The sequence below is a fragment of the Phenylobacterium sp. genome (assembly GCF_004299445.1).
Taxonomy (GTDB): domain Bacteria; phylum Pseudomonadota; class Alphaproteobacteria; order Caulobacterales; family Caulobacteraceae; genus Phenylobacterium.
In genome coordinates this window covers 65,811-88,618 of sequence record NZ_SCTC01000078.1, presented here as the reverse complement: position 1 = coordinate 88,618, position 22,808 = coordinate 65,811, and the positions used below count along the sequence as shown (strand labels likewise).

Genomic DNA, 22,808 nt, shown 5'->3' with positions numbered 1-22,808 from the left:
GCAGCATCGCGGGCGTCACCTTGAATTCGCCGACGCTCTTTCGCTTGCGACTCATCGGTCACCTCGACGGTCGGCGGTGATGAGGGCGGAAATGACTTCGTTGACGACAGTGACCGCCTTCTGCCTGCGGACGTTGCCGTAAACCGCGGACCCCGATGCGGCGTACTCGCTGATGGCGTCCCACAGTCGGACCTGGAACGTCACTTCTCGGACCAGTTCATCGGGCGACTTCCGTGGAGGCAGGGCGGCAGGCGGAACCTCCTGTTTCCCGGTGCCGTTACAGTCCCAACACGGACCCAGTGAGACCTTGGCAGCATCGTAACCCCTGCGACTCGCCTCTGTTCCGTCGCCGCACTTGCACGCCTCCCGAGGGCCGGCGGCGCCCGGGATGACCACAGACGGCATGTCCTTGGTCGCCGCCAGTGCCTCGGCGACCAAGTAGCGACCGTGAGGCGCCTTCTCCTCGATCCAGTCCAGCGCATGGTTCGTCCAGGTCTTCACCGCCCGCTCCCCCATGGTGGACTGGACCGCCGCGGGGGCTGGCGGGACAGATTGCTTTATCGCGCGGGCGGCGATGTTGTGCGCCTGGATGATTGCTTGCCTTGCGTCCTCTGGCATCGCTCCAGCAGGGACGGCTGCCCACGACTTCGCTTCTTCGTCGTGTCGTTTCGCCAGACCACAGACAAGCCAGTCCACGGCTTCATTTGGCGGCGGCTGTACCAAGTCCTTGCGATGAGAAACGCAGTTGGTCCCCAGCTCGCAATCCGGGCACGGCGTCTCGGTCGGCGCGTCGGGCTGGACCGGGGGCGGGGTGGCTGGCGGGTGAAACGCCTCGTTGGCCAGTTCTCCGCTCGCGCGAAGGTGCTCGTCGGCGATGGCAACGATGGCGTCGACCAGGCGTCCCGTTTCCTCGCGGTATCGGTCATCGTCGTAGGCGTAGGGCCCGCGTCCCTCGCAAATCCATCGATATCCGCGCGCCGTCTTCCTGGCTTTGTCGAGCCCGAACGCGAGCCCGGTCCGGTCTCTATCGATTAACGACTTGAGTCTCGTCACCTCATCCCGGAGCGTAGACACCTCGTTGCGCGGCGGCGTCTCCACCGGCAGCACGGCTGGGGCGGGGGCGGGGGCGGGGGACGGGGCTGACCCGGGCCGGATGACGATGTACTCACAGGGGCAGTGCCCGCGCCCAATGATCCATGACCGGCACAGGTCCTCGTGCTCTCGGTGTCCACATTGATTGCACACCGGGCCAGTCGCCGGGGACAACATAGCGGGGGCTGGACCGAGGACACCAGCGAACTCGGCTGCAACGATGTCGGCCGCGGTGTCTTCGCCCGTCCCGCGCAGGACTTCGAGCACGCGCTTGATGGCATTCTCCTGGCCTGCGCCGTGAGCGTCGCACTGAATCGTTGCCAGGTCGTGGTCGCACGCCGGCGCCACCACGGGCGGGGGCTGCTGGGGGGCGACTGGGTCAACACCGGTCCCCGGTCGATCCGCGCGACCGTACCACCGTTCGCGAGCCGATGATGCCTTGTCGAACGCCGCGAGACAGTCGGACAAGAATGTCGCCAGGATGAAGTCAGGCGTGTTGCTACCGTTTTCGGCGGAGTTCCGATTGATGGTCGCCGCCAATTCTCGCAGCAGCCCCTCCCGTCCCATCCCTCCGGGGGAGGGGGCACTGGCCTCGCGAACGCAGATTGCCGCTAGCCGCAAGGCTTCCTCCAGGCCGACCGTCGTCGCGAGCAGGCTGAGCGTGCTTCGCTGGCTGAAGATGTGGCGAACGAAAGCTGCCGCATAGTCGTCGCCGTCGTGGGCCTGTAACTCAGTGCGCCAGTCGCGCGTCTCGTCGCTGCTCATGTCGTCTCTCCGAGCTTCCTGATAGCGGCGGCCGCGGCGCGCTGAAAGTTCTCTCCATCGCACCCGGCGTCCTCTGTCTCGACTGTTGCAGCGCACGATCCGATCGTCTCTCGAATGGCGCGCTCAATAAGCTTGGCAATTTTGGTCCGGCCAAGAACCGATCCGATCTCCGGTCTTTCATTGCCCATCACTTCCCGCGCCTTGTCTTCCGCCCAGTTCATGTCGTCTCTCCGATCCGCTTCATGCGCTCCGCAATGGCGGCGTCACAGGCGATGAGCGGAACGCTAGCGAAGTCTCTATGTAGTTCATAGGAAGCCTTCCTGCGCGCCATCTCAGCCTCATCCGCAGAGGGATAACTGCCGAGGTAGTAGCGCTTGCCGCCCGCCTGTATCGATGCGCTCCAAGAACCGCGACTCTTTCGTCGCACTCCACTTGCTGGATTGCGACGATTCATCCCGTTCTGAGAACGAGTCGCGATCCTGAGGTTAGATCGCCGGCAGTTTAGGCCATCATGATCGCGGTGGTCGACGAAAAGTCCGTCTATGACCAGTCCTGACGCGGCTGCCACGGATCGATGAAGGTAGATCTTTTTATTGTCTGGCCATGACCGACGATACGCATACCACGTACTGCCTGACTCCATAGCCGACCAGCTAAATCCCTCTGCGATCGAAATGTCGATTGTGTCAATCGTTGCGAACATTCCGTTGCCAATAGGAATCCTTGCAGTAACGCCGTCCATAATTGGATCTCGCTTCGGATACTGGCAAGAGCCACTGCATTTCCGAGAACAAAAGGTTCTTTCGATCCCTCGCGAGATCCTGTAGATGTGCTCGCTTAGCAGCCTAACAAATGGCGACGAGCATCCGTCGCAGACCAGCGTTACCCGCTCAGATGGTCGCCTCATAGCGAACTCACCCGCCTCCCGGCGACAAACTCACGCGCCAGATGAATCTCGAACTCCTTGAACGCGCGCAAGTCGTCGGCGCTCATGCCGTCGAACACCGACGGACGCTCGTGCCCGTCCATTTGCATATGGTGCGAGTGGCACATCAATGTCGACATCGTCCAGTCGCCATGCTGCCGGCCCGTGCCACCGCTCGGCCCAAGGTGAGCGACGTCGAAGCCTCCCCGGCAACGGCCAGCGAACGCGTACTTCGCCACCGCGCACACTCGCATCTCGCGCACGAGCATCTTGTGAACCTTCTCGGCCTCTGTCTCTCGCCCGATGCGACGGGCGGGGCGGCGCTTCATCGAGGAACGGCGGAGGCCTCGGTACTTCTCTTTCGAGGGTCTAGTGGGCTTAGCGAACCGAAACCCTTCCGTCGGATTCGGCCAGGCTTCGCGCCTCCGGAGGCTCACCGCGCCCTCTCTTTCGCCGCAATGACAACCTCATCACGACCGTTGGTGCCGAGGACTTCGCGGGATAGATAGGGGTTCGGCTCGGCGGCGAGTTGGGCGTCGACGTCGATGTCAGCGGCGAAACGGAAGACGCGCCCGGAAACGACATTCGCGGCATAAATACCAAGCGGGACCGGGCCATGTCCCTCTCCCATGACCGTGAACGAGTCAACATCGAATATCGATCCCAGGTTCCCGGTAGCCCTGCGAACTGCGCGCGTACCCAATATTCCGCAATGAACGCCACCGCATCCGCGGCCTTGCCATTGACAAGGCCGCACAACCACACGCATCCCCGTCTTCAAATCCTCAAACCTCTCGACCCTGATCAACTTCTCACCCATGGGCCGCCCTCCGCGTCTCTGCGATGACCTTCCTCCGCGCGTTCGCTGCCGCCGACCGCACGTGCCCCCTCGCCCTCCCGGTCAATTCAGCCACCGCCGTGACCGACAGGCCGGCGTCTAGGAGCCACGCCATGACGAGGCCTCCGCCTGGAACGAGGTACCGGGGCGACGTGATCTCCTCACGCGAGAGCCCGAGCTCACGTTCAGCACGAGCGAATGCGGGGCCGGCGATGTTCTCGATGCGACGGGTGCGTAGGTCGAGGGCGACCCGGTCGCGGTCTGCGGCGAAGACGGCGGCCAGGGCGCGAATCACGTCTTCGGTGGTGAGGCCCGGCGTGCGAACGTGGTCGATGAAGACGCGGGCCAGGGCGGGGAGGTCGCGCTTCATGCGACCCTCCGATACGTCGGCGGTCTCGTCGCCAGCTTCCCGGCGCGTTGAAGCGCTCTTGCCTCAGCAGCGCGCTTGCCGAAGGGCGCGAACCACCGATGCTTCTTCTCGGGGTCGATGGCGGCCTGGCGCGGGCGGTCGGCACGGTCCCATTCGCCGCCGTCGGTCAGCCCGGCATACACGTATCCCGCCGCGATCAGCGACGCCCCGTGCTCGTCGCCATGCGTGTACGTGACGACGTCTTCGGCGCCCATGGCCTGCCCAGCTCGCGCACACGAGCCATAGAGCATCGAGCAGGCGTTGGGGACGCCTTCTTTGACCGCGCACCGAGCAACTACCAGGACGAGCGATTGCCAGACGCGCGCCGGGTTCGCGACGATGGCGACGCCGACCGGAACGCCGTCCTTGTCCACGCGCACCGACCACAGAGCACCCTGAATGGCCCGCAGGCGACGATGCGTGTCGAAGTTGAACGGCAACGCCTGCTTGAGCGTCCACGGACGCAGAACGAGACTCACGGCCCGTCCCCAGTCCGAACCGCCTCGTCATCCCACGAGAACGGCGGTCCTTGCTCGTCCGCCTGTACCCACTGGAAGAGCCCCAGCACTGCCGCTAGAACCAGCCCCGCAACAATCCCCAACCATGCCTCTCTCGCCGAGATGGCAGTGTATTCGTGGGTGGTCACGCGAGACCTCGGGCCACGAGCTGGGCCATGAACTCATCGACGGTCCAGTCCGGCCGGTAGGACCAGTCAAACCAGTACACATCGCCGATGTGATGACCGAATCCGAATCCAGTCCATGATTCCTTGGCAACCTGAACAAGGCACGCCGGGTACGCCTTGGCCCTCGTGTCTCCTTTGCGAACCAAGCCTCCCATCTCGTGCGCCGTCAGCACCCGCGAAAGCTCCTCGTCGGTGAGCCGCGCCATCACCGCGCAGCCTTTTGCCCGGGGACATCGAAATGCTCTGGACAACGCACCTCTCCGCTGCGAAGTGTCGGCTCGTTCTTCCCCCAGATGCGCCATCCTGCTCGGACAGCACGTTCGTAAATGCGCTCCGGGAGATCCGGCGGGCTGCGGTTTTCGCAGTCCTTCGCCGTACACTGAAAGTCGGACACGCCGCTCATCGCCCGGCCTCTGGAAGTAGGTCGAACTCGTCGACGAGGTCAGCGAACGTGTCGCGTTGGGCCTCGGGCGCCGCCGCGCTCGCGCTCGGCCCCCGCTCCCGCATGACGACGCACGTGTCCAGGTGCTGGTCACCTGCCTCGCTGGTCACCAAGCAACGGGGGCACTTGATACCAACCGGGTGCCGTGGCTTCCATGGCCTATACGGCTCGGCAATAACGAGTTCCCGCACCCCCGCCCCCGCAAGCTGCCTGGAGGGTAGGGCTGACGGGGAGGCAGCCGGGGGCGGGGGGTTGGTGGCGGGTGGGGTGGGGGTGGGACCGAGGTAGACGTAGCCGCGGTTGTTGAACCAATCGATGCGAACAACTAGCTGATCTAAATACGCGGGACGGGAAGGCACGCGGATCCGGAACCGGTCGACGCCGTCGGGCTCAACGATGTCGAACTCAACACCAATTAGGCGCGTGCCATTAATCGACCCTCGCCACCGCTGCCCCACCGCCGGCTCCAGCGGAACATTCACCGGGGAGGCCGAGCCCGCAACGGGGGCGGATAGTGCCGGCTCCTCCCCTCCGGCCGGCGCGGAGTAAACACGGGCATGGCTGTCGGAAGCGGTGGCTGAAGGCCGCGCATCAACGGACGCATCCCACGGGAGACTCGAATTGATTGGCGGCAGCGCGAGGTCGCGGCATTTGGCCGAGCACCACCTCGGACCGTCGTCTCCGAGGCTGCGCGGGAACCACGACCTGATCGTACTCTTCCGCTCCGAGTCTGCCTCTAGGACGAGACGGCCGATGCCGCAGAACCAGAGACACCCAGGCCGATCCACCGCCCCGCTCACCGCGACACCTCCGCGAGCTCCAGGACTCGATCGGCCCACTCGCGCGCAGCAGGCGACTCCATCCGCTTGCGAATTGCCTTCTCCAGCCAGTCGCCTGCTGGCAACGAGATGCCCTCGTTCTTGAGCATCTCCATCCAGCACGTCTGAGCCCAGGCCGACACGCCCCCGCAGTCGTACCCGACGTCAGCACTAACGAGCTGCTCAACCGCGCGAGCCAGGATCTCATCTGACACACCCACGGACCGAACACGCGGCTTCTTCGCGTGGATGTTGTCGCGCGTCCACCTCTTGCTGACGCCCCACTTGAGCGCATGGCAAGCCTCGTGCGCGGCGTCTCTCGGGTCGCGGGCATCTCTGCCCTTGGCCCGAACTGCCGCAACCAGGGCGTCGGCTCGGCTCGACACAACCGGGACAACCGCGGGCGCGTTCACGGCGACACCTCACGTTTCGCCGATTCGCAGATCGAAGCCAGCGCGTCTTCATTGCTCGCGAAGAAGTTCGGGACCGACGTTTCTCCCGGATGCGAAGCCAGCCAGATCGACGCCCCCGCGAGCCACGCGCCGAAGTGCTCCTCCAGTTCCGCGCCAAGCTTCCCGCCGTATGTGATGTACCAACCGGCGCGACAGTGGGTCGTCTTGCACGAGTGCCACGCGTCCATCGCCAGGCGAAACTTCGGGCATTTGGCCGTTAGTCGCCGCGCGAGCTTTGTGTCGAGCTTGGCGATAGCGATTCGATCGCCAAGGAGAGCAGCGAGTCCGGCGGCGGCCCAGTCGGCGGCGGCCCAGGCGGCCCTGGCGGCGGCGGCCCAGGCGGCCCAGTCGGCCCAGGCGGCCCAGGCGGCCCAGTCGGCGGCGGCCCAGGCGGCCCTGGCGGCCCTGGCGGCCCTGGCGGCCCAGGCGGCCCGATCCCATTCGTCGGCGGTAGGGTCATCGCCTCCGACGCGGCGACCGAACAGCGCCCCGATCGCGGTGACGGACGGAATGTCCTGCGGACCGGGACCCGTCGGGCCATAGACCCACGCACAGAACCGATCACGAATCTTCGCCATCGACTCGCCATCAGGAGCGCGGCCGGGAAGCGCGAATGCCGGATTGACCGAGGAACTCACCGCGACACCGTCCCGTCATGCGCCGCCACCGCGGCATCCAGGGCCACTACCGCCGCCACCCCCGCGACAACCGGGACCACCGACATAACCACCGTCCCCACCGCCCACGCAGCAACCACAGGAACAGCAGAGAGGCAGATCGCATCCGCGATGAGGGAGTCGAGGCGGGTCATTTGCGCCCCTCCTTGGCCTTGGCGTCGGCTTCTCGACGGAGCTTTCGGCCGAGGCGGTAGAACGACCAATCAAAGGGCGCCCAGTGCTCTGGAACCCATTTTTCGAATCCCACTTCCAAGCCACGGGCCTGTGCCATCGTCAGGCCATTGCCAATGGCGGCCGGCGCAGAATATGTGTCAACACCGGATCGATTAATGGACATGAGGGCGGCCTTGGTATTGACCGAGAACGCCAGGGCGCCTCCGACGGCGCAACACCGAGGCGACTTGCCGCTCAGTCCCTTGAAATACGCCCCCGGCGCCAACGTCAGACCGAAGCGCGCGATCCCCTCTCGGATCTTCTTCTCCAGGTCCCGGGCCTTGATGGCGGACGTGCGGTCGGTCATGGCTGCGCCTTCCTCTTCGGCACGTCAGCCGCCTCCTCCAGCTCACGCTCGCCACCGTCGAACAGACGGAAGACGAGAGCGGTCCCGATGAACGGCCCGGTCGCGTCGCGCATCGGGTGCCCGGTGCCGCGCCAGTGGAACCGCACCGCCTCGGCTTCGCGCCCCCGGCCGGAGTCGAACCGACAACCTGACGGGTAGAAACCGCCAGCTCTATCCAGTTGAGCTACGAGGGCCTGTTGCTCAGCGGGATCGAAAACGGGAAAAGCTTGAGCGTGACGGCTTAGAAGGCCGAGGTCCATGCAAGTTCTCCTTGCCGTCAAAAAGAAACGACGGCGACGCGGGAATGTCCGTCGGAAACCTTGGCCCCCACCCCCCGAGCGCAGCACGCGGAGAGCGACCACCGTTGCGGGCACCGCAGGGAGAAGGCCGAGATTGCCGACGAACGATTCATGGTGGTCGCACAATCAAAATCCGCGAACGCACCTCGGATGTCAAGATCGAAAGTGAAACGGGGCTTGCTTTTCCCTATGTCGTGGCCACGGGCGGCGGAATTTCATCGTCGTCTTCCCGTCGCTGAGGCACTAGTCGACGCAGGGTCTCCGGGCTCGGATGGAAATAATGATCGCGTAGCACTTTCACGCTAGATGCGCCGACCGCATAGCGCGCGTCCTCTGGGTGGACGCCGATCGATTCCAGGTAGGTCAGGCGGCTGTGGCGGAAGGCATGAGGACTGATGCGCGGCGTGCCCGATCGGACGGCAGCGGCGTCCATCCAGCGATTCGGCTTGGAGAACTTGCCGACCACGAGATCCTCGACGCCCATCGGCGTCTGGTCGTAATATTCGACCATGCACTTCCTGAACTCCGGCTCCATTGGCATCCAGTAGGGCTGGAACTTTCTCTGGCTGCGCTTGTGGTTCAGGACGAGGCGAGAGCCCATTGAGATCGTGCGTCCCTTCTCGTCGGTGAACGGGCGCCAGGGATTGACCTGCTCCTTCGTGACATGCTCTAGGTCTTCGCGCCGCATGCCTGACCACCATCCCAGGTCGTAGTAGCCGCGATGGCGCACCGACGGCAGGACGGAACGGAAAGCGAGGTATTGAGCGTAGGTGTGATGCGCATCCTTGCTCACGCCGTCGTTCTCCATATGCGGCATCTCGGGAATGCGAGCCCGGTCGACCAGTTCTCGGTTGGCGGCGATCTTGAGTACGCGGATCAAGAACTGAAAGCGCTTCTTGAGTGAGACGCGCTTCATCCCGTTCTCGGACTCCACCTCGCGCTTCATGACGGTCCGCATTTTCTCGTAGCCAATGCGTCCGCACAGCTCGTCGAGGCGGCAATCGCCGAAGGTCCTGAGGCACCAGTCGGCGCGCACCTCGTAGTCCTTCTCCATGGTCACGCCGCGCACGCCGTCACACTCGTATTGGAGCAGCCAACGGATCGATTCCCTGAGCCGGCCTTCGCCGACCTTCGGCAGTTCAAGCTGCATGTTTTTCTCCCCCCGTTACCCCGTGCAACGTCTTTGCGACGAATTGCGCGGAGCGAGAATGCGAATGCGTTGTTCAGTAAGCAAGGCTCGGCGCTGACAGACGGCGTCACGGCGCGGACAGAACTCATCCAGTCCAACCGGGGGAAACAAACCCCGAAGTTGGCGTAACTAATCCTCTAGGTCAGTGTATGTATATGTGCCTGTGCGCCTCGCAACCGGAGAGACGAGACTGAACAGACGTAACGGTATTTACCTTATCTACGCCATCACGGACCCGGCCGCAGACCCGACAACACTAGTGATCCAAATCGACGGGACTTCACTCAATTCTCCCGGCAACCGCGACGCGCGCCACGTGCAGTTTCCGGTTCCAGATCGGTCGCGTGCCGGGCCGCCACTTTTAGTGCCCCGTTTTCGACCTGCCGCACGCGCTCCCTCGACACCCCCAATAGCTGCCCCACCCCGTCGAGCGTCTCGCCTCCTCGGTCTGCGACATCGAGACAGCAGGTCTCCGGCATCTCATGGACCTGTAGCTCGGGTCGGTTGAACTTGATCGCCCCCGACTTCGGATCGACGTCGAGGTAGAGGTGGAACGCGCAACTCACCCAGGGACAGGGGCGAAGCTCCGAGGCGCAGTCGCCCCAGGTCTTCGGCCGCTTCACGTCGGGGTAGTCGAGCGAGACGACTGCTCGCTTCTCGTCGTCGGTAAGGCGGCGGTCGCCGGGAATGGTGGAGATGCGCGGCGTGCCATCGGGGAAGCGGAGGAGGCGCTCGACCGGGAGCAGCGGCTCGTCGGGTCCGAGGTCCTCGGGCGCTACGAATGTCCTCCTCTCCCGCGGCTCTGGCGCGACCGTCGGCGCTTCATCCTCTGCCTCGTCGTCGTCACCAGGGCACAGCGCGCGTACGTGGCCAGGGCGTCCGCAGTCTCGGCACAGTCGGCCTAGGTTGAAGTCGACATCAGGCTCGGGTTCGGCCGGCTCGGGCGGCAGCACCAGGTCGGGCCAGAATTCGGAGAAGTCATCGTCGGCGTCGAACGTGCGGCACGCTAGCGGCGGCGGCGCGGTGTCGGACGGCGGGGCGGCAGGCGGCGCTGACCCTGTCTCGCGGATCTGACGCAGGAGCGCGAACGCCTCCTCCGCCGTGTCGGCGGCGATCGTTCCATCACCAGTGAGCACGCGGTACCCCATCGGCTACGCGCCTGCCGTTCGCGCCTCGCGCTGCCAGACGTCGGCCGCCGCCTCGATTCGCTCCACCACGCGCCGCTCGATGAACGCCACACGCGGGTGCGAGACGCCGAGTAGCTCGCCTACTGCGGAGAGCGTCAGCCCGTCCGCCCTCAGGCAGTAGACCAGGCCGGCCAGATAGCTCCTGGTCGCGGTCCACTTGCACCGCTTGCACGTGGGCTCCGTCGAGAACTCCAGCCCGGAACGCGGGTGCCCGCAGAGCGGGCGACCGGCCTGGTCTCGGCCATGGGTCTCTACGATCACTCGCCGGGCCTCGCGCTGGCGTACTCGGCGATCGACGGATGATGGCAGGGCAGCATCAGCCCGCAGGCGCAACGCTCGACGGGTCCGAGCTTCGTGTCGAGGATGTCCCTGGTAAGGTGCGGCGCCTTCTTGCCGGGACCGAACATCGTTCGGAGGTACTGCTCGCGCGTGGGCAGGCCGAGGGCGCGACTGATCTTGCTCGCGCGTAGGCGGTCTCGCTTCAGGTGAACGGCGCACTTCTTTCGACCGGGCTCTGTCTTGTGCTCGCAGTCGACGCAGAGGCCGAGTCCCGGGCGGTCGGCCTTCTTGATCTTGTTCTTTCTCGGGTGGGCCGGCGGGTTGCCGGCGATGGCGTTGCGTCGGTCGCGCTCCGCGTTCGCCTTCCATGCTCGCGGCGGTCCAAAGGTCATCTTGCCGTTCTTGCGCGTCCAATAGCGCCATTTGCCGCCGGAAGCCTTCGAGACGCCGGAGGTGATCTTGCCGGGGACGACATGGCGACCGCCGCGACGGGGCTGGAATACCGGATCGCCGACGATGCTGGAGAGGGCGGCAACGGTCATTGCGCCACCTCGAAGATCCTCGGCTCCATCGTGTAGCCCTCCATCACCGGGTGAACCGGGATCCCTCCCTTGCCGGTCCTGATGCAGTGGATCGGTTTGCCGGGGCGGGCGGCGCGGATGATCTCCAGCACTCGACTGGCACGCTGGCGCGCGATCGACTTCGACAGACCGCCCCAGGCCACAACGAACACATCCGCACGTGCGGCGATATCGCGCAGGTAGTCGTCGCACTCGGCGCTGATCGGAAACCCGGCGCGGTAGAGCTCAATCGGTTTCGTCGCCGCGTAGTCGGACAGGTTGCCAATGTCGAAGCGAGCGAAGCCCCAGCGGTCGCAGAACCCCATCCACTTGCGGATGGTCGGGTCGTTCTCACGGATCGGATCTGCGCCAGCATTGGACGGGTTCAACATGCATGCGCCGAGACGGCGACGCGGACCCGGGATCAACTCGGCCGGGCGAGCGCGCCACAGGTGATGGCGGAAGACGCGGTCGGCTGAGAAGGTTGCGCCGCCAACGGTCCAGTGAGAGGTCACGGCTTCACCGAGTTCTCGTACGTCACGACGTACACGGTAGGATTGCTCCGCCAGGGCGCCTTGGCTCCGTTGATCGCTTCCCAGGTGTGCGCGTACCAGTGGAGCGGATCGAAGAACGCGACGTGCCCAAGCTTGCCGTTTACGCGGGCAGGCACCGGATCTGAGCTGAATCCCTCGCGCCGCGCCTCGTCCTCAGTGATGTCTTGCAGCCGCTCCTGGCGAACCGAGACGATCGGGTACGTGTCCCTCGATGCCCAGCGCGGCAGGAAGATGGACGGTCGCAGCTTGCCGAACTCCCCGGGCGCCTCACCGTCAGCCTCGTACCAGATCATTGCCCCCCGGCCGATGTCTCTTGGTTTATTACGGTCCCACGCGGTGTCTGCCCGCCACGTCTCGCGCACGACGATGAGATCGCCCGGCTTTGCTTCCGCCCACTTCGGCGACAAGCGGCGCGTGACGTCCTTGCGGCCCTCGCGGTTTGCTTTCACGAGGCGGGCGCGGAAGAGGATCGGCCACTCTCTCACCGCGGCAATCTCCCGGCCGCAACATCCAACGGGACCTTCGTCAGGTGGTAGCCCCTGCAGATCGTGCAGGGGTAGATCCGCAGCTTCTCGTTCCTCAGCGCGAGCGCGGTTTGCGCCGCCGAGCCCGCCCGCTCGGGCGTCGAGTAGCTCTTCTTGCTCACGCAGGATCGGCGACGGAAATCTTCGATCTCTTCGTCCGTGGTCTCGGTCGGCGCCGATGGCGTGACCGCGATTCTCCCCGCGGCAACCACCGCCGGCGACGTCCGGAGGATGGTCCGAACGTCGGCCGCGAGTTGGTCCGCCTCGGCGAGCTTCTCCTCGAGCAGCGCGCGGAGGTCGTCGGGCAGGCTGATCATCGCGCCTCCGTGGAGTACCGAGCGCTCTCCGGGATACGCGACAGCACGTCAGAAGGGATCGTCCAGAGCTTCTGCAGCCCGCGGCACGGCACCGGCTCCCGGAGCCGTATCGGGTCCTTCAAGACCCAGCCCCAGCGTCCGGGTGTGTAGTTTCCGAAGCGGCGCTCCCGGGCGTCCTCGGGCCACTTCGCCGTCAGCAACTCGACCGGGTAGCAGCCCGCCAGGAAGACCGTGCCGATGATGCAGCCGCGCGGCAGGGAAGACGCCGTTGCGAACCCCGCGGCCTCGAAGACCTCGCGGAACCCCGGCGAGAAGAATGTGTCGACGTCCTCTCGCTTGAACGCCTTCGACGAGTGGATCGCGATCCGGCCACGCGCCCAGACTGGGGCTGCCCACCCGCGCGTCTCAATGCCTTTCCCTCCAGCCTCCGCACCGATGATGCAGAGCTGCGCCCAGGGATCGAACAACGTCAGGGCCAGCATCAGACGGCCTTCAGCTTCCGCTGACCGACGCAGGCCGTGGCCCGGGTCGGCATCGTCCGGCACCCGCCTCGGCCGCACAGGATCGCGCCCGCCGCGAAACCCGACAGCGTCACGTAAAGCCCGGCGCCGCCGTTCGCCTTCAGATCGGGGTGCGAGCAGGCCAGGCCAGATCGAGAGACGCAGGGACCGCACAACGCGGGGAAGTACCCCGGCATCCCCCGGACCTCCGCATAGAGGCGCGGATGGATCTCCATCACCTTGATGCAGTCCGGGTGATCGCCGCCGATGAACACCAGCGCGCCGATCCCCTCGATCGGCTGGTCGCGCTCGTCGTGCTCGCGCCACGCGCGCAGTTCGGCGGAGTCCAGCCCGCAGACGTTGCAGGCGGTCATCGGGTCGGCCGGGCGCTGCAGCGCCTTCGTTAGCGGGGTCGCGGCGGCGATCTCGGCCGGGCCAGGCTTTTTCTTCTTCATCGTGGTTTTCCCTTCTTCTCCGCCGCCGTTCGCACCGCCCTCGTCATCGCCAGGTGAGCTTCTTGTGAAACCCGGTAGAGCGTCGCCATGTCCCGCGTGTGCTTGTCTGGCTGGATGCAATCGACACGCAGTCTGCCGTCGGCGCTCCGAACGAGAACCCACAGCGGCGAGTTCGACCACCCTGGCCCGGATGCGGACTCGGCCCAAGCGGTTACGATCGTCTCTCCGTCGGAGAGCTTCATCGTCGCTTCCCCTTCTGCTTCGCTCGCGCCCGCGCTTCCGCCTCAGCCCTCGCCACGACCGCCCGGAATCGCTCCGTCTCACTCGTTGGCCGTGCGCTTCGTTCAACCAAGCGTCCCATATCCCTCAGCAGCGCCATCGTCCCCTGCAAGGAGTTGCTGGCGTAGCACCCGAGCTGGTCTCCGCGTTCGTCGTGGGTGATCGTGAAGGCCAACTCGCCGAGGTTGTCGATATCGTTGGCCAGGATCTCCAGCGTCTTCTGGATCATGGCTAGGTCATTGACGAAGCGGTTGCGGGCGGAGATGGTCATCACCGCTCGTCCCTTTCCGCCGCCAGCTCCCTGCGTCGCCTCTCGCGCACCCATTCGATCGCGGCGGCTCCGCTCGGCCCCTTCGGAGAGTGCGCCGTCGGCCTCGTCGACAAACCGTCTTGCTCGACCGGCGCCTTTGGCCACGACGCAGCTTTCTTCATGACGGAACACGCCCGCCCGACAGAACTCTCGGCAATGAGCGTCTCGATCTTGGCCGCCTCAGGCTTGCGCCGGTTGTAGCAGCGGAGACAGGGGCAGGCGGGGGCGTGGGGGATTGGCATGACTACGGATGCGCCTTCATGTCTTCGCGGGCCCTCGCGCGGATGACGTCGAAGCCTTCTCTTGCTGCTAGCAGACCGTTCCGCCAGACCGGTCGGAGCAAAGACCGCGCTTCTTCCTCGGCGGTCGCCTCATTGATAAGGACCAGATCGCCAGCATCCCCGAGCGCTACCGCCAGGCGCCCCCTCGCCGAGTTCTTGGTTCCGTCGTCGGTGCGCGGGGTCTTGAAGATCGCGCGTCCCTTGCCGTCGATCTCGACCCATGTCGCCTTCATCGCAAACCCGAACGTGTCGCGAGTAACGTACTGATAGGTGTACGAGCCGACGCCGAACACCATATTCGCCGAGGCGAACCCGTTGGCCGCCAGCCCGTCCGTGATCGCCTTCGCCCGCTCGAAGTTGATCGAGTCGCCGTAGATGCAGCCGATGTGTTGGTCGAGCAAGCGGTGACCGGTATCGGTCGTCGTGCCGCCGAAGATGTCCCAGAGCAGGCGGATAACGCCTTGCTGCGCGGCTGGGTCTGTGGCCTCGGGGTCGCCGCAGATGATCTTGACCGGGTCTCCAGAGTCGGGGCGAATGACCAATTTCCCCGGGCGGGCCATGATCCGGTCTTTCAACTCCGGCAGGACAGACGTCAGGACGTTCCACAGGTCCCAGGTGTCCGAGACGACCGAGACGATGCCCGATGGGTAGAGCTTGAGCAGCCGATCGAACGTATCCAGTTCGCATTCTTCGCCGCCCGCACACATGACGGAGTGCTCAGTCGCGGCCACAGACCCGCCGAGGAGATAGTCAGCGGCTGTCCCATAGTTCCGCTCGATCAGGTCGAGGGCTGGGATCGTGTCGGTCCCGGTGAAGTAGAGCAGATGCCCCATCCCGCTCAGGGCCGCAGCCTCGGGGCCGGCCATGCCGCGGAAGCTGAAGTCGTGTCCCTGCCAGTCGACGAAGCCGGCGGGGCTACCTGTGCGCGCGGCGGCCGAGTCCAGGAGCTGGCGCATACGCCGGGCCGTCGTAGCCGAAGTGCAAGGCAGCCACAGCACGTTGGACATCAGCGTCTCGAAGTAGTTGACCAGCCACGCGAAATCGGGGTGTGTGTTCTCGACGGTGAGCATCGGCACGCGCAGGGGTACCGTTGTGCCTTCCGGGATCGCCCGGAACTCCAGCGGCAGATAGCCCAACTTGTGCAGGTCTCGGATGTGCTGCGTCCCGATCTCGTTCGGGCCGAGGTAGCCGTTCACGCGGCGCTCGTATTCCTCGCAGACCCCGTCGACACCAGCGCGAAAGAAGTCACTAAACCCGACCTCCAGGTGCTCGCGCAGGAAGTATTGCAACCCGAGGAGCACCACGCGGTCGACGCCGGGGATCCGAGACGAGCGCGGCGTCCAGTTGGAATAGACGCGGGTCGTGTTCGCGGGGTATTGCCGTCTGTGGTCCAACTTATACCCGTCGATCTGCGTGATGGGGTTCAGGGCGGTCATGGGCGGGCTCCTTCGGTTAGCAGGTTGAGACAAGGTTGACTGACGGCAATCCCGGGGCGGTCCTTCGCGATCGAATCGGTGCAAGAGACGCGGTCGAAGACGTCGAGCAAGGCGGCGGTACCTTGCGTGAAGAGTCCGTGAGTGACATGAAGATCGATGACATAGGGGCCGCGCTCTCGGATCGCCTTCGCCAGCCCGAGAAACGTCCCGCCGCCGTCGCAGATATCGTCGACGATCAGGAGGCGAGAGCCAGCGTCGGGCAGCTCTGATACGCCGAACCCTGAGATCTGACCCGTACTCACGTCGCGGGTCTTCCATCCGTGGACCAGAGGGACGCCAATACGCTTCGCCACGGCTGCGGCTTTCTTCTCCGCACCTGCGTCGGGCGAGATGACAGCGGCGTAGTTTCGATCGCGCACGTCAATCGGCAGGAGCGACGATTGATGGATCACCGAGCAGCGATCGATCAGCCCCGGCGTCACGTCCGAATGCGGGTCAACAATAACGACGTGTGGCAGGCGCAATGAGTTGATGATTCGCGCGACGCTCTTTGCGGTGAAGAGCGCGTCGCCCGTCGCGTTCATACGGTCCTGACGAGCGCCCGGTACCATCGGTAGGATCAGATCGAAGGGCCCGAGGTCGCGCTCTAGCAAAGCCTCAAGCCAGAAGATGCCGCCGAGGAAGCCGCCCATTGAGCGCGGCCGAAGCATGACGCGATCGACACGCCGAGGGAACTCCTTGACCATCGGCTCTCCACCCGGATAGGTGTCGACCGGTACGAAGAATAGACCTTCCCCTTCGGCCCTGCGCCCAACGTATGCGATTTCCTCGGCTCTCACTTATGCCACCGGCTCGAAGTTGTCCGCGAAATATGCAGCCGCGACAAGCCACTGATCGTTGAGGTTCTTTGGATTGCGCGCGATCATGTCGCCCACCTTCGGCGACCCGGCCTTGGCGTCCTCGGCACTGACGGAGACCCCGGCCATGTTCTCGCCATCGACATAGGGGCGCAGCTCGGCGAACTGCTTCTTGCGGAATCTCTTGAATTCATCGTTCATGTTCGGTCTCCTTTGTTCGGTTTTTGGTTCACGGTCACTTCTCCTTCGGGTGATAGAGGGCCTTGTGAGACTTCAGCGAGCGGAGGGCTCCGGACTTTCCACCATGGACCCTGCAGCGGTAGAATGTCCTTCTGCACCAGTCGCGCGGACTGATCGAGGTGTCGACTTCCGGGCAAGTCACCTCGTGCATGCTCCCAGAGCAGGGTTTCGCGCGGGTGTTCTTGGGGCAGGTCATTGCTTGCCCCGCCGCTTCTTCTTCCAGTCCATCCACACCAGCGGCCCCAGGACCAAGAGCAGGAGAGCGACGGCGCCAGCGAGCAGGACGGCCGTGTCTTTAAGGGTCACGGTCGCGCCTTTGTCCAGCGGTGTTGCTGTGTCGGCGGGCTCATCCTCACGGCGCCGACCGCGCACGCGCGATCGTAGAGACCGGCTTCCTTGAGCGCCTTGACGCTTGTCGATTCTCGGCCCTTGACCTCGATCGGCCCCCACTGCTGGCCGTCGACGACGATCGATCCGTTCTTCCTGACATATGCCTTCAGCCAGTCCCTTCCGGCATCGGCTAGGTCCTCCATGGCCTTGCATGCGTTGATGAGGCGCAGGAGCTTTTGTGTTTCGACCAAGCCGTCTGGCTCCCCGAGGGTCATCGGCGCCATGACGTTCTCGCGCTCGCCGATGTCGATCACTGGCAGCAGGTGTGCCGGGCACTTCAGACGGACGTAACACTCATTGCAGTGCGGACCGATGACCGCCTCGGTTGGGTCGCGCAGCGCCGCTGCGCGGGTCCGCTCCCAGAGTGCCGTTCCTTCGCCCGAGTCGAGGTGCAGCGTGTCCCATAGCCACTTCCCCTCGCGAGCCAGGTACAGGCCGAGTTTCATCTTCGGCTTGCTCCAACGGTCCGCGAGGCCGAGCCCGTAGGCGGCAAGTTGGAGGTTTTCGCGGGGGATCGGAACGTTCCACTCGGCGCGAGCCCCAGACTTCCAATCGACCACCGCCGCCGCGTCGCCGTCGGACCAGCCGCAATCCGCCGTTCCTTCGGTGAGCAGGCGGGCGTCGCCGGTCTCGACCGAGATTCCCGCCCGATCGATCGCGATCGGGATCTCGAACTCGGCGCCCGGCGGCGGCTCCCACTGTGCCGTCAACCGGCCCAACATCTCTGCGATCTCATCCCGCTCGGCCGGCGAGACGCGGCCCATGGCGATGTCGTGCTCGGCGCGGAACTCTTTGTTGGTCGGGTTGTAGTGGCTGGCCACCGCCGCATGGAACGCGTCCCCAAGAAGCGCGGCGGCGTTCGTCGAGTTGCTCTCGTGACCGGCGGCAAGCCCGCAGTGCTCGGCGGCGGGCAGTCGGCTGGGACGGATCACTTGATCCCCTCGCCCGCGATGACCTCGGCGAGCCGCTTCGCTGCGTCATTGGCGTCGTCGAAGCTCAGCTCGTCGAGGCTCTTTTTCTTGTACCATCCGGAGACGTCGTCCTCGGAGACCCGCGCCGACTTGGCGTCCTTGGCAAGCTGCTTTCGCTGCGCCAGGGTGGACATAACGAACTCCTTGGCGGGGGCTTCGGTGGCATCGATCGGCGGCCCGGCGGACTGATCCTCGTCTTCTGGCGCCGTGATCGAAATGCCGTCCCCGATATCCTGCGGCAATCCTTGCTCGGCGCGGTCGTCCAGCGCGAACGCCTTGGCCGTCCGATCGTCGATCGATGCTGGCGCCATCTTCGACGCCCGACGAAACGCCGTCTTTTTGGCCATCTCGTCGTAGTTCTGCGTCCACGGGCTGGAATTCTTGTCGCGCTTGTACCCCTGGGAATTGTCCCGGATCCGGTTGATCTCACGCGCGGTCATCACGTCGAAGTGGTGGCCGCCGTCCTTGAGGCGAAAGATGGCATAGGCGTAGGTAACCTTGCCCGGGTCCTCGGCGTCCGACGGGACATGGCGCAGCTTCTCATTGAGTCCGTACTCGTAGTCAAAGTCGTCCTTTTCGTGGACGACGCGCGCCGAGATCGACGACACCTCGCCCGACTGCATGGCGAGCTTGCGCAGTCCCTTGTATCCGACAATGAGCTGGCACTCCGTCACGTTCTTGCGGCTGTTGAAGAACGGGATCAGGTAGGCGTGGCCGAGGAGTCCATCGGGCTCCAGGCCGAGCTGGGCACACGAAACGATGCAGCCGAGAAGGCTCTCCTTCGTGCAGTCCAGGAGCTTCGGCGTGCGCTGCACCGTTGTCAGGACGATCCGCAACATGCGATCGGGATCCAGGTGGCGCGGGAGGGCCATCTTGATCTGCGGCTTCATCTGGTCCAGGACGCCCCGGAACTCGCCAATCTTGGTCATCGGCCGCGCCACGTCCGCCCGCGCAGACGGCTGAAGCTGCGTTTGTTCGGTCGCCATTTTCTCGCCTCCATTCATTGCACTCATGTCGTCACTCCTCTCTCCTCATCCGTGTCGTCCCGCTCCTCCACCTCCCCGAACAGCGCGTCCCCAATCACCCGATGCAGTTCGCGCAGCAGCGTCTCAGACGATCGGAACTGCGCCATGACCCCCGGTCCGTGAACCGAGATGCAGTAGCCATCGGCCTTATCAGTCGGTCGATGGACATAGAGATACATCTTGTCGTCGGGCGCCGAGACGGATCGGCACCACGCACGCGCTTCCTTGGTCTCTGAGTCTTGTTCGGTCGCTTCCGTTCCTTCGGTCGTCATGCCGTTCCCCCGTCGTCCTGTGTTCTGCTGGCGGTCGCAAGATCGGCGCGCCAGGAACCGGCGCGGAGCCGAGCGGCCACGTCCTCCAGTTCTCGGCTGCGGTGCCATGCGACAACATGGTTCATGCTGGCCCTGGCGTTGCCGGCGGACATTAGCCATTTGGCAGCCTTGCTCTCCAGCCACTTTGCGATCTGATCGACCAACTCGGCATCGCGGCCAGCGAAATGCACCGTGTCTACATCGCACCTGGGTCCGTGAAACCAGCCGATGACATCAAGGCTCGTGCATGCGGCGTCTAGGTTGTTGGCCAGCGCGTGAGCGGCCTCCCTCGCGGTCTTCATGTTGGTCTACGCCGGGAGCGCCTCCTGATCGTGCCGTAGCCGTAGCCGTTGCCGTAGCCGTTGCCGTAGCCGTAGCCGTTGCCGTCGCCGTAGCCGTTGCCGTTGCCGTCGCCGTAGCCGTTGCCGTTGCCGTTGCCGTTGCCGTAGCCGTTGCCGTTGCCGTCGCCGTAGCCGTTGCCGTTGCCGTTGCCGTTGCCGTAGCCGTTGCCGTAGCCGATCGGACGCATTACATGCCCCAATCGTCCGCAACCGGACATCGGAACACCTCCGCGTCGGCTGGCAAGTCCACACCCGTGTCCAGTTTGCGCAGCATGACCTTGCTGGATTTCGGGTCTTTCAGAACGCCGTCGAACCCGATCGACTCCCATCGAAAAACCCATACGACCCTGGTCAGTCGAATGCGCCCATCATCCTCTGACACATCGCCAGCGAATACCCACCCACGGTCGACCACCACGACGGCACGCTTTCCTGGGTTGGCCTTGACTTTGGCGTACGTCTCTCCATTGATCACGATCGTGTCGCTATTCATGTGCTTGCTCCTTGTCCTTGGTTTGGTTTTCGTCCGTCACGTTGCCCGCGATTGTCTTCATGGTTCCTCGTCCTGTGTTCCACGTGGCACGTTGGGCGTGGTCGCTGAACGCACGAGGTAGATCCATCCGGCGGCTATGAGGCGCTCCGTGATTGCGCGGAACCCTTTCTCGCCGGGGCGGCAGTCGGGCTTGTATTGCCAGCCCTTGCGCCAGCGCTGGCCTCCGGCGCGTCGGCGGTCGTCGTCGGTGAACGTGCCGAGCTTAGTTAGCGTAACGATGTGCTCGCCGCCGCATGCCGGGCAGTTCGTCTCGCGGATGACGTCCCCCTTGCGCAGGGAGGAGAAGCTCTCGACCGGGGTGCCTTGCGCCTCCCCCGTAGACTTGGCGGCGCTCACGGCCTACCTCCGTCGTCGGAATCCCTGGCCTCGTCGCGAAGCAGGTTCGTGTCGAGCTTGCCGAGTGCTCGGTTGATCCGCTGTTCCTCGCGCTCGGCCGCCGTGCGCGCGCACCGAGAGCGTTGGCAGGTCCGCGCCGTGGCAGTTGTCGCAGGAGAAGCGAAGCTCCGGGGCGACCGGGGGCGCCTCTGTTTGATTTCTGTCGCTCACGTCGTCACCGCCTTCCCTTCCTCGAACCGCGCCGTGCAATCGTGCTTCCCTGCACAACCCAGGCAACAGCGCTCCTTGCAGACCTCGCACTCGTAGTCATCGCTCTCCTCGCACTCATTGCACACACCCGGACATCCGCGAGCCAGGCACTCCGGGAATCCGCACGGCTCATCACCGGCCCCACCGTCGCAGGCGACCACGTTGAGTTTCTTCGCGAGTGCGAGACCCGTCGTTGTTTCCCAGTTCGCGACAAAAACGGATAGGCCCTGCATCACGCCATCTCCATCCGCGCCAGCCCCAACTCGATCCTCGCCCGCGTCCCCGCTTCCACGCCCATCCCTCCCGCCGCCTTGCCGAGCGTCGGAGCCGAGAGCCCAAAGGCATTCGCGACCGAGTTCTCGCCGTCCCTGGCGATCAGCTCGCGTACGCGGGACGCCATCGCGGGCGGCAGCGGCTCTTTCGTTGGTTTGCGCTTTCGTTCGTTCATGACGATTTCACCATGTCCCTCATCGCCCGCCCGTGGGAGTGGTCATTTGGTGGTCAATTGCGACCCCGCGCCGAACACGCGCCCCTGGATGTGCTCGACCCGGGACCGAATGTGCGCCTCGACCGTGACCCCGCTTTCGGCTGCGGCGCTGCGGGTGGCGACCTGCTGGCGAGGCGAGAGGCGGCGCCCCAACGGTCTCTCTCGGGACCTTCGGGCGCCTTCTCTTCGCGCGCGGCCGCGTACAGGGCGAGAGCCTCGAAGACCGCGCTGAACCCACCATCCTCGCCGCGCCCCTCGATCATGTGCGCCAAGACGGCCCGGTCCATGTCGTGCGGGAGCATCTAGAGCCCCATGTCCCGCGCCAGGCCGGCGCCGTCCTTGACCCGCCGGGAGAGCTCGGCCCGGGCTCTCGCCACCACGGGAGCCACGGTGTCGATAACGTCGTAGACAATGCCCCGGGCAGCAGCGCAGTCCACCCACTCCTTGCCGTCGATGCCCTGGTCGTAGATGTCGGCCATGGTCTCCAGGACGACGGTCAGCGACGACCGTCCCAGCAGGTCCATGAGCAGGTCTCGGTCCACAGAGTCGAGAGGCATGGCTAGCGCTCCCACCGGCCGGCGTTCGGATCGATCGGGGTCAGCGCCGAGTCACTCGCCTCGGCGGCGCACCGGGGGCATGTCCCGCCCTTCTCGTGGCGCACCGACGGGTGGTTCGGGCAGACGGTCATGTGCGCGAGGTTGTAGATCTCCCGCCCGAACAAGTAGGCATTGGTCGTCAGAGGCCCGCACGGGCTCCGCGACCAAGACGGGTCGGCCTTGAGACCCGCCACGCCGGTAACGAACCCCACGGCCCACATGCGGCTTTCGCCGGCCGCCAGCCACTCGGCCGTCTCTACGTCAGCGCAGTCGGGCTGGCGGTAGAGAATGGCAGCGCCGAGCGGGCTTACCCCTTCGAAGTGCGGGTCGCACTCCCAGGTCGCGGGAAACCTCGACGTGCAGGTGACGCCGGGCTCGGCCGTGGCGAGGACGGGGATGCCGTGGTCAGCGGCCCAGCGGCACGCCTCGTAGATGACTTCGCGCGACGACTTCGGCGGGCGGTGACGGGGATCTGGCGTGGCGGGTAGATCGGTGGCGTCGGACATGGCGGTCTCCCTCTTGCGTTGAGAGAGCGGCCGTCGCAGGATCCGGCGTGGTGGCGCTGGGGTCTGCGAAAGCGGCTCTCGGTTGTCTCTCCCCGTCGTCCGATTCCAGTCGGG

35 protein-coding genes and 1 tRNA gene are annotated in these 22,808 nt (G+C 65.1%); all 36 read right to left on the bottom strand.

Annotation, left to right across the window (positions count from 1 at the left end; translation table 11 throughout):
• Window positions 1-51: 51 nt before the first annotated feature.
• The 36 genes from EPN98_RS21985 to EPN98_RS21815 all read right to left on the bottom strand — a co-directional run bounded on the left by EPN98_RS21985 (window position 52) and on the right by EPN98_RS21815 (window position 22,694).
• Entirely contained in the window at window positions 52-1,857 is a 1,806-nt protein-coding gene (locus tag EPN98_RS21985) for a hypothetical protein (RefSeq protein ID WP_293365084.1), read from the bottom strand.
• Window positions 1,854-2,078, bottom strand: coding sequence for a hypothetical protein (locus EPN98_RS21980; protein WP_293365083.1), 225 nt, complete (start codon window positions 2,076-2,078; stop codon window positions 1,854-1,856). Before EPN98_RS21980 ends, EPN98_RS21985 begins: the two co-directional genes overlap by 4 nt.
• The gene (locus EPN98_RS24585) at window positions 2,075-2,500 is read right to left on the bottom strand and encodes an HNH endonuclease (protein ID WP_366558514.1); all 426 of its coding nucleotides are present in this window, start codon (window positions 2,498-2,500) and stop codon (window positions 2,075-2,077) included. The genes EPN98_RS21980 and EPN98_RS24585 overlap by 4 nt, the downstream gene beginning before the upstream one ends.
• A gap of 260 nt (window positions 2,501-2,760) precedes the next feature.
• Window positions 2,761-3,111, bottom strand: coding sequence for a hypothetical protein (locus tag EPN98_RS21975; protein ID WP_293365082.1), 351 nt, complete (start codon window positions 3,109-3,111; stop codon window positions 2,761-2,763).
• A gap of 104 nt (window positions 3,112-3,215) precedes the next feature.
• The gene (locus EPN98_RS21970) at window positions 3,216-3,602 is read right to left on the bottom strand and encodes a hypothetical protein (protein ID WP_293365081.1); all 387 of its coding nucleotides are present in this window, start codon (window positions 3,600-3,602) and stop codon (window positions 3,216-3,218) included.
• Window positions 3,595-3,990 (bottom strand): hypothetical protein, encoded by a 396-nt coding sequence (locus EPN98_RS21965; protein WP_293365080.1) that lies wholly within the window; start codon window positions 3,988-3,990, stop codon window positions 3,595-3,597. Before EPN98_RS21965 ends, EPN98_RS21970 begins: the two co-directional genes overlap by 8 nt.
• A complete protein-coding gene (locus EPN98_RS21960; RefSeq protein ID WP_293365079.1) occupies window positions 3,987-4,508 on the bottom strand; it encodes an XF1762 family protein in 522 nt (173 codons plus the stop codon). The genes EPN98_RS21965 and EPN98_RS21960 overlap by 4 nt, the downstream gene beginning before the upstream one ends.
• 163 nt (window positions 4,509-4,671) lie before the next feature.
• On the bottom strand, window positions 4,672-4,920 hold the full coding sequence (locus tag EPN98_RS21955) for a hypothetical protein (protein ID WP_293365078.1): 249 nt from the start codon (window positions 4,918-4,920) through the stop codon (window positions 4,672-4,674).
• A 1,032-nt stretch (window positions 4,921-5,952) separates the two neighbouring features.
• A complete protein-coding gene (locus tag EPN98_RS21950; RefSeq protein ID WP_293365077.1) occupies window positions 5,953-6,090 on the bottom strand; it encodes a hypothetical protein in 138 nt (45 codons plus the stop codon).
• A gap of 293 nt (window positions 6,091-6,383) precedes the next feature.
• Entirely contained in the window at window positions 6,384-7,004 is a 621-nt protein-coding gene (locus EPN98_RS21945) for a hypothetical protein (RefSeq protein WP_293365076.1), read from the bottom strand.
• 56 nt (window positions 7,005-7,060) lie between these two features.
• Complete coding sequence (locus EPN98_RS21940; RefSeq protein WP_293365075.1) at window positions 7,061-7,237, bottom strand: hypothetical protein; 177 nt, start codon at window positions 7,235-7,237, stop codon at window positions 7,061-7,063.
• Entirely contained in the window at window positions 7,234-7,623 is a 390-nt protein-coding gene (locus EPN98_RS21935; protein ID WP_293365074.1) for a hypothetical protein, read from the bottom strand. The genes EPN98_RS21940 and EPN98_RS21935 overlap by 4 nt, the downstream gene beginning before the upstream one ends.
• Window positions 7,624-7,782: 159 nt before the next feature.
• A tRNA-Arg gene (locus EPN98_RS21930) sits at window positions 7,783-7,856 on the bottom strand.
• A 292-nt stretch (window positions 7,857-8,148) separates the two neighbouring features.
• Window positions 8,149-9,111 carry a hypothetical protein gene (locus tag EPN98_RS21925; RefSeq protein WP_293365073.1) on the bottom strand — a complete coding sequence of 321 codons (963 nt, stop codon included), beginning with the start codon at window positions 9,109-9,111 and terminating at the stop codon, window positions 8,149-8,151.
• 323 nt (window positions 9,112-9,434) lie between these two features.
• Window positions 9,435-10,298, bottom strand: a complete 864-nt coding sequence (locus tag EPN98_RS21920) for a sigma factor-like helix-turn-helix DNA-binding protein (protein WP_293365072.1) — start codon at window positions 10,296-10,298, stop codon at window positions 9,435-9,437.
• A gap of 3 nt (window positions 10,299-10,301) precedes the next feature.
• On the bottom strand, window positions 10,302-10,598 hold the full coding sequence (locus tag EPN98_RS21915; protein ID WP_293365071.1) for a hypothetical protein: 297 nt from the start codon (window positions 10,596-10,598) through the stop codon (window positions 10,302-10,304).
• Window positions 10,595-11,158 (bottom strand): hypothetical protein, encoded by a 564-nt coding sequence (locus EPN98_RS21910; RefSeq protein ID WP_293365070.1) that lies wholly within the window; start codon window positions 11,156-11,158, stop codon window positions 10,595-10,597. Before EPN98_RS21910 ends, EPN98_RS21915 begins: the two co-directional genes overlap by 4 nt.
• Entirely contained in the window at window positions 11,155-11,691 is a 537-nt protein-coding gene (locus EPN98_RS21905) for a DUF1643 domain-containing protein (protein ID WP_293365069.1), read from the bottom strand. Before EPN98_RS21905 ends, EPN98_RS21910 begins: the two co-directional genes overlap by 4 nt.
• Window positions 11,688-12,215, bottom strand: coding sequence for a hypothetical protein (locus tag EPN98_RS21900; protein ID WP_293365068.1), 528 nt, complete (start codon window positions 12,213-12,215; stop codon window positions 11,688-11,690). Before EPN98_RS21900 ends, EPN98_RS21905 begins: the two co-directional genes overlap by 4 nt.
• Window positions 12,212-12,571: a hypothetical protein gene (locus EPN98_RS21895; RefSeq protein ID WP_293365067.1), complete on the bottom strand. Its 360-nt coding sequence runs from the start codon at window positions 12,569-12,571 to the stop codon at window positions 12,212-12,214. The genes EPN98_RS21900 and EPN98_RS21895 overlap by 4 nt, the downstream gene beginning before the upstream one ends.
• On the bottom strand, window positions 12,568-13,053 hold the full coding sequence (locus EPN98_RS21890) for a hypothetical protein (protein ID WP_293365066.1): 486 nt from the start codon (window positions 13,051-13,053) through the stop codon (window positions 12,568-12,570). Before EPN98_RS21890 ends, EPN98_RS21895 begins: the two co-directional genes overlap by 4 nt.
• Window positions 13,053-13,526 carry a hypothetical protein gene (locus tag EPN98_RS21885; protein ID WP_293365065.1) on the bottom strand — a complete coding sequence of 158 codons (474 nt, stop codon included), beginning with the start codon at window positions 13,524-13,526 and terminating at the stop codon, window positions 13,053-13,055. The genes EPN98_RS21890 and EPN98_RS21885 overlap by 1 nt, the downstream gene beginning before the upstream one ends.
• Before the next feature lie 238 nt (window positions 13,527-13,764).
• Window positions 13,765-14,076 (bottom strand): hypothetical protein, encoded by a 312-nt coding sequence (locus EPN98_RS21880; RefSeq protein ID WP_293365064.1) that lies wholly within the window; start codon window positions 14,074-14,076, stop codon window positions 13,765-13,767.
• 283 nt (window positions 14,077-14,359) lie between these two features.
• Window positions 14,360-15,832 (bottom strand): nicotinate phosphoribosyltransferase, encoded by a 1,473-nt coding sequence (locus EPN98_RS21875; protein WP_293365063.1) that lies wholly within the window; start codon window positions 15,830-15,832, stop codon window positions 14,360-14,362.
• Window positions 15,829-16,578 (bottom strand): phosphoribosyltransferase family protein, encoded by a 750-nt coding sequence (locus EPN98_RS21870; protein WP_293365062.1) that lies wholly within the window; start codon window positions 16,576-16,578, stop codon window positions 15,829-15,831. The genes EPN98_RS21875 and EPN98_RS21870 overlap by 4 nt, the downstream gene beginning before the upstream one ends.
• Before the next feature lie 93 nt (window positions 16,579-16,671).
• Complete coding sequence (locus EPN98_RS21865; RefSeq protein WP_293365061.1) at window positions 16,672-16,890, bottom strand: hypothetical protein; 219 nt, start codon at window positions 16,888-16,890, stop codon at window positions 16,672-16,674.
• 341 nt (window positions 16,891-17,231) lie between these two features.
• On the bottom strand, window positions 17,232-18,251 hold the full coding sequence (locus tag EPN98_RS21860; protein WP_293365060.1) for a PD-(D/E)XK nuclease family protein: 1,020 nt from the start codon (window positions 18,249-18,251) through the stop codon (window positions 17,232-17,234).
• Window positions 18,248-19,294, bottom strand: coding sequence for a recombinase RecT (locus tag EPN98_RS21855; protein WP_293365059.1), 1,047 nt, complete (start codon window positions 19,292-19,294; stop codon window positions 18,248-18,250). The genes EPN98_RS21860 and EPN98_RS21855 overlap by 4 nt, the downstream gene beginning before the upstream one ends.
• A 5-nt stretch (window positions 19,295-19,299) precedes the next feature.
• Window positions 19,300-19,587 (bottom strand): hypothetical protein, encoded by a 288-nt coding sequence (locus EPN98_RS21850; RefSeq protein WP_293365058.1) that lies wholly within the window; start codon window positions 19,585-19,587, stop codon window positions 19,300-19,302.
• Entirely contained in the window at window positions 19,584-19,928 is a 345-nt protein-coding gene (locus tag EPN98_RS21845) for a hypothetical protein (RefSeq protein WP_293365057.1), read from the bottom strand. Before EPN98_RS21845 ends, EPN98_RS21850 begins: the two co-directional genes overlap by 4 nt.
• Window positions 19,925-20,155: a hypothetical protein gene (locus tag EPN98_RS21840; protein WP_293365056.1), complete on the bottom strand. Its 231-nt coding sequence runs from the start codon at window positions 20,153-20,155 to the stop codon at window positions 19,925-19,927. The genes EPN98_RS21845 and EPN98_RS21840 overlap by 4 nt, the downstream gene beginning before the upstream one ends.
• A complete protein-coding gene (locus EPN98_RS21835) occupies window positions 20,155-20,460 on the bottom strand; it encodes a hypothetical protein (protein WP_293365055.1) in 306 nt (101 codons plus the stop codon). Before EPN98_RS21835 ends, EPN98_RS21840 begins: the two co-directional genes overlap by 1 nt.
• Before the next feature lie 57 nt (window positions 20,461-20,517).
• Entirely contained in the window at window positions 20,518-20,856 is a 339-nt protein-coding gene (locus tag EPN98_RS21830; protein WP_293365054.1) for a hypothetical protein, read from the bottom strand.
• Window positions 20,857-21,337: 481 nt separating this feature from the next.
• Window positions 21,338-21,553 carry a hypothetical protein gene (locus tag EPN98_RS21825; protein ID WP_293365053.1) on the bottom strand — a complete coding sequence of 72 codons (216 nt, stop codon included), beginning with the start codon at window positions 21,551-21,553 and terminating at the stop codon, window positions 21,338-21,340.
• Between the two features lie 341 nt (window positions 21,554-21,894).
• Window positions 21,895-22,149 (bottom strand): hypothetical protein, encoded by a 255-nt coding sequence (locus EPN98_RS21820; RefSeq protein WP_293365052.1) that lies wholly within the window; start codon window positions 22,147-22,149, stop codon window positions 21,895-21,897.
• A 2-nt stretch (window positions 22,150-22,151) separates the two neighbouring features.
• The gene (locus tag EPN98_RS21815) at window positions 22,152-22,694 is read right to left on the bottom strand and encodes a hypothetical protein (RefSeq protein WP_293365051.1); all 543 of its coding nucleotides are present in this window, start codon (window positions 22,692-22,694) and stop codon (window positions 22,152-22,154) included.
• Window positions 22,695-22,808 lie beyond the last annotated feature (114 nt).

Excerpts from the sequence above, each read along its gene's own strand:
- EPN98_RS21855 (WP_293365059.1), bottom strand. The coding sequence starts at position 19,294 with ATGAATGGAGGCGAGAAAATGGCGACCGAACAAACGCAGCTTCAGCCG.
- EPN98_RS21875 (WP_293365063.1), bottom strand. The coding sequence starts at position 15,832 with ATGACCGCCCTGAACCCCATCACGCAGATCGACGGGTATAAGTTGGAC.
- EPN98_RS21820 (WP_293365052.1), bottom strand. The coding sequence starts at position 22,149 with ATGCCTCTCGACTCTGTGGACCGAGACCTGCTCATGGACCTGCTGGGA.
- EPN98_RS24585 (WP_366558514.1), bottom strand. The coding sequence starts at position 2,500 with ATGGAGTCAGGCAGTACGTGGTATGCGTATCGTCGGTCATGGCCAGAC.
- EPN98_RS21890 (WP_293365066.1), bottom strand. The coding sequence starts at position 13,053 with ATGCTGGCCCTGACGTTGTTCGATCCCTGGGCGCAGCTCTGCATCATC.
- EPN98_RS21835 (WP_293365055.1), bottom strand. The coding sequence starts at position 20,460 with ATGAATAGCGACACGATCGTGATCAATGGAGAGACGTACGCCAAAGTC.
- EPN98_RS21980 (WP_293365083.1), bottom strand. The coding sequence starts at position 2,078 with ATGAACTGGGCGGAAGACAAGGCGCGGGAAGTGATGGGCAATGAAAGA.
- EPN98_RS21945 (WP_293365076.1), bottom strand. The coding sequence starts at position 7,004 with ATGGCGAAGATTCGTGATCGGTTCTGTGCGTGGGTCTATGGCCCGACG.
- EPN98_RS21965 (WP_293365080.1), bottom strand. The coding sequence starts at position 3,990 with ATGAAGCGCGACCTCCCCGCCCTGGCCCGCGTCTTCATCGACCACGTT.
- EPN98_RS21920 (WP_293365072.1), bottom strand. The coding sequence starts at position 10,298 with ATGGGGTACCGCGTGCTCACTGGTGATGGAACGATCGCCGCCGACACG.
- EPN98_RS21840 (WP_293365056.1), bottom strand. The coding sequence starts at position 20,155 with ATGCGTCCGATCGGCTACGGCAACGGCTACGGCAACGGCAACGGCAAC.
- EPN98_RS21885 (WP_293365065.1), bottom strand. The coding sequence starts at position 13,526 with ATGAAGAAGAAAAAGCCTGGCCCGGCCGAGATCGCCGCCGCGACCCCG.
- EPN98_RS21870 (WP_293365062.1), bottom strand. The coding sequence starts at position 16,578 with ATGGTCAAGGAGTTCCCTCGGCGTGTCGATCGCGTCATGCTTCGGCCG.
- EPN98_RS21935 (WP_293365074.1), bottom strand. The coding sequence starts at position 7,623 with ATGACCGACCGCACGTCCGCCATCAAGGCCCGGGACCTGGAGAAGAAG.
- EPN98_RS21815 (WP_293365051.1), bottom strand. The coding sequence starts at position 22,694 with ATGTCCGACGCCACCGATCTACCCGCCACGCCAGATCCCCGTCACCGC.
- EPN98_RS21845 (WP_293365057.1), bottom strand. The coding sequence starts at position 19,928 with ATGAAGACCGCGAGGGAGGCCGCTCACGCGCTGGCCAACAACCTAGAC.
- EPN98_RS21880 (WP_293365064.1), bottom strand. The coding sequence starts at position 14,076 with ATGACCATCTCCGCCCGCAACCGCTTCGTCAATGACCTAGCCATGATC.
- EPN98_RS21950 (WP_293365077.1), bottom strand. The coding sequence starts at position 6,090 with ATGGAGATGCTCAAGAACGAGGGCATCTCGTTGCCAGCAGGCGACTGG.
- EPN98_RS21825 (WP_293365053.1), bottom strand. The coding sequence starts at position 21,553 with ATGAACGAACGAAAGCGCAAACCAACGAAAGAGCCGCTGCCGCCCGCG.
- EPN98_RS21910 (WP_293365070.1), bottom strand. The coding sequence starts at position 11,158 with ATGACCGTTGCCGCCCTCTCCAGCATCGTCGGCGATCCGGTATTCCAG.
- EPN98_RS21985 (WP_293365084.1), bottom strand. The coding sequence starts at position 1,857 with ATGAGCAGCGACGAGACGCGCGACTGGCGCACTGAGTTACAGGCCCAC.
- EPN98_RS21850 (WP_293365058.1), bottom strand. The coding sequence starts at position 19,587 with ATGACGACCGAAGGAACGGAAGCGACCGAACAAGACTCAGAGACCAAG.
- EPN98_RS21895 (WP_293365067.1), bottom strand. The coding sequence starts at position 12,571 with ATGATCAGCCTGCCCGACGACCTCCGCGCGCTGCTCGAGGAGAAGCTC.
- EPN98_RS21940 (WP_293365075.1), bottom strand. The coding sequence starts at position 7,237 with ATGACCCGCCTCGACTCCCTCATCGCGGATGCGATCTGCCTCTCTGCT.
- EPN98_RS21955 (WP_293365078.1), bottom strand. The coding sequence starts at position 4,920 with ATGGCGCGGCTCACCGACGAGGAGCTTTCGCGGGTGCTGACGGCGCAC.
- EPN98_RS21925 (WP_293365073.1), bottom strand. The coding sequence starts at position 9,111 with ATGCAGCTTGAACTGCCGAAGGTCGGCGAAGGCCGGCTCAGGGAATCG.
- EPN98_RS21970 (WP_293365081.1), bottom strand. The coding sequence starts at position 3,602 with ATGGGTGAGAAGTTGATCAGGGTCGAGAGGTTTGAGGATTTGAAGACG.
- EPN98_RS21865 (WP_293365061.1), bottom strand. The coding sequence starts at position 16,890 with ATGAACGATGAATTCAAGAGATTCCGCAAGAAGCAGTTCGCCGAGCTG.
- EPN98_RS21975 (WP_293365082.1), bottom strand. The coding sequence starts at position 3,111 with ATGAAGCGCCGCCCCGCCCGTCGCATCGGGCGAGAGACAGAGGCCGAG.